This window comes from Flavobacterium aciduliphilum (assembly GCF_003268855.1).
Lineage (GTDB): Bacteria > Bacteroidota > Bacteroidia > Flavobacteriales > Flavobacteriaceae > Flavobacterium > Flavobacterium aciduliphilum.
On the sequence record NZ_QLSZ01000021.1, the window covers coordinates 1 to 3,510 of the forward strand.

Annotated in this window: 1 protein-coding gene; it reads right to left on the minus strand. The window is 41.3% G+C overall.

Going from position 1 to position 3,510, the window contains the following annotated elements:
* Window positions 1-3,510: T9SS type B sorting domain-containing protein (locus tag CLV55_RS12720; protein ID WP_146739577.1), on the minus strand; the 3,510-nt coding region annotated here is incomplete at its 5' end.

A 3,510-nucleotide genomic window follows, 5' to 3' on the forward strand; every position in this document is an offset into this window, starting at 1 on the left:
TTATCTTTTTAATGAGAAATGCGCTTTAAATTGTTTAATAGCATTGGCTTCGGAGTAGTCTACAGAGAACCAGTAATCTGTTGAGAACATAGGGTTTCCGTTGTAAGTACCGTCCCATCCTTTGCTTTGAGGGCTAATTTGTTTGATTAATTTTCCATATCGGTCAAATATATAAATTTTTGCATTAAAATCATTTTGTAAACCGACAATATTCCAATAATCGTTAATACCGTCTCCATTAGGAGTGAAGAAGTGCGGATAATCGATGGTTTGAACTTCAGAGATGATAAGCGGGTCACAGCTGCTTTGCATGCCTCCTTCAGTATCCCATACGGTGATGTTGTGGGTTCCTAGAGCGACATTTTCAAAAACATTGCTGGTTTGTCTAGGGCCATCGTCAAGGCTAAATTCATAGGTACCATACCCAGCAACATTCACGGTAATGATTTGGTTTTCTGCAAAAGCATTAGTGATGGTATACCCTTGTGAGTAAGCAGGCACGGTAGCGGCTTGACCAGATTGTAAAACGGTAAAAGGAGCAGAAGTCGTGCTGCATCCTAGTGGACTAGCGGTGGTGCTAGTCATTACCACACTAAAACTGTCACTGATGTTGTTTGCAAAGGGTCCTACTACAGTGTAGGTTTGGTTGGTAGCTCCCGCAATAGGCACCCCAGCGGCATCGAGCCATTGATAGGTGTAGGTTGGAGGTGTTGTACCTGATAAATAGGTTGTGGTATTAGTGGCAGTAAGCACTAAATTTCTAACAGGTTGATGGGTGTTATAATCCACACAAATTACATTAGTGTCTGCTGTAATAACAGGTGTAGGGAGTTGCTCGATAGTTGTTTTGAAAGACACAATGCGCTCACATCCTGTTATTTTATTTTTCACCACCACCCAAAGGGTATGAGTATAGGTTTGATAGTTGATTAAATCCGTAATAGGAGCAGGCGTTAGCGGTGGAGTAGCATCTGGGTCATACTGCGAATCGTAGAAGAAGACATCATAATCCGCTAAGGTTTGCGAAGGGCCTAATATAGTAGGGATTAATAAACTCAAATCGTAAGGATAGTATCCATCATTATCATTAGGTTCGTCATCACAATGCGCAAAATCAGTAGGCGCTGTAGCAGTAGGTTTTGGATTAACCATAATGGTGAAAGATTGCACCGGACTTTGACATCCTGTAGTGGTGTTGGTGGCCACCACATAAATAGTTTGCGTATTTCCAGTCGTATTCGAGTTATAGAAAACAGCAGGATTTGCAATAGGAGTTGTAGGCGGATTAGTAAGATAATACGCCAAGGTATAATTAGACAACGGCAAGGCATTACCATTTAATAAAGCAGCCGCTAGCGAGGTCAAATCAAAGGCAGTGATTCCATCGGTATCGTCATCACATTCTTGGTATACAATACCTGAGTTTAACAACGGAAGCGGATTCACTTTGATAGGTTGCTCTACAAGGACATAACAATGCTCAGGATGATAATCGATAAAATAATTGCTTTCCACACGAATCCATACATTTTGATTCACATTGGCCGCAGTAGGAGTGAGAATCTCATTGGTGTTGTTTATAGCATCGTTTTGACTTGGATAATAATGAAGCGTTACATTGTTATCGTTATTCATGATATAGGTAGCATGAGTGGTCAAATCGAATATTTCATAACCATCATTAGGATTGTTGATGTCACAAGACACTAAAGGCATGCTGCTTAAGTTTGTATTAGGTGTAGGAACAGGCAATACGACAAGGGTTAAAGTTCTGTAGCTTTTACATCCCGTTGTTGTATTGGTTGCTACGATAAACACCGTTTGAGTAGCCGCAATGGTATTGACAAACGCTTGTGGATTGGCAATAGGTTGTGTATAGGCACTGTCTATAAAAAACTCAAGGGTATGTCCAGGTACGGTTCCTACAAAAGCACTCATGTTAAAGGTTGTGTACAAATCGTTAGGATTCGCATCGTTGTCACAAATTTTTAAAAGAGTAGGCGTTGAAAGTACCGTAGGGGTATTCACCTGAGTGCTAAATTGACTCACAGCAAAACAACCTGTTGTATTGTTTTGAACACGTACCCAGATGGTCGTGGTACCACAAGCGGTATAATTGGTTGTGTTTACAATAGGCGCAAGACCATTAGGAGAAGCCGAAGCATTGGCTAAAGAGGTGTAATAGGTTACCGTATAGTTAGACCCCGCTAAAGCTTGTGCGGCTAAAATAACAGGAGTTTGCGACTCCAAGTTAAAAGTAGTACAGCCATCTTGAGGATTGGCATCGGCATCACAATTAACAATAGCAGGAAGATTAGCTGGAGCTACAGGAGCAGGTTCCACACGAAGTTCAATTTGCATTACAGCAAAACAATGTGTTGTAGGGTCTTCTGCTCTTACATAGATAAATTGCACCAAAGGATGGTTATTGTTGTAGAATAACACGCTTGTATCAATAGGATTTACATTATTGATAGCATCGGTTTGTGTAAGGAAATACGAAATAGTATACACTCCAGGAGCTCCCATTAAGATATCAGGGGTGAGTGTGTTTAAATCAAATCCGGCTACACCATCTTGGTCGGTATCACACACAATGTAAGGATGTGCTTGTGGGATAGGTTGTGGTTTAGGATTTACAATTAAATCCATGGTAGAAACCACAAAACAGCCTGTAGAGGTGTTGGTTAAACGAATACCAATAGTTTGTGCATTGGCTTGTGCATTGGTATAGGCATTAGGTGTTGTGATAGGATTGGTGTTGCTTACAGCTTCTGCCAAACTTGGGTAGAAGGTCACCGAAACCCCCGTTTGTCCTAGTAAAATAGCAGGGATTTGAGTGGTTAAATCAAAGGTTTCAAAGCCTACAGGCGCATTGACTTCACACGTTTCAAATTGAGGATAGAACGCCAATTTAATAGGAAGAGGGTCAACGATAAGTTTGACAGTAGTAATATCAAAACATCCCGTAGCCGTATTCTCTACTCGTATCCAAAGGGTTTTGGTAGAAGAAAGATAGGCTGAAGGGAAAGCAATAGGATTAGTTGGAGCTTGTGCATCGGCAAGCGATTCATAGTAGGTTACGGTATGTGTTGCACTAGGAAGGGTGGTTCCAAGCACTTGAGGAGTAACCACAGCTGTTAAATTAAACACCGCACTACCATCGGTATCGTCATCACAAGTGTGATAATCCGAAGGGATGTTGGCTACAGGTTTTGGGTGAACAATAAGCTGTAGGGTTGTGATAGACGCACAAGTAGGCGCAGCAGGGTCAAACACACGAATGTAAAGGGTTTGAGTGTTGATGCTGTTAATGTTGCAATATGGCGTATTTTTAGGAATGTCATTCGAACCGGTTTGCGCATCGGTAAGCGTCCAATGGTAGGTAATTTGAATACCAGGAGCTGTGGAAACTTCCGAATCTTTAGTGTTTAAAAGGAACAAACACGAAATACCATCGTTATTATCATCACATACTTCATAATTGGTTGGCGTGTTGATGATTGGGGC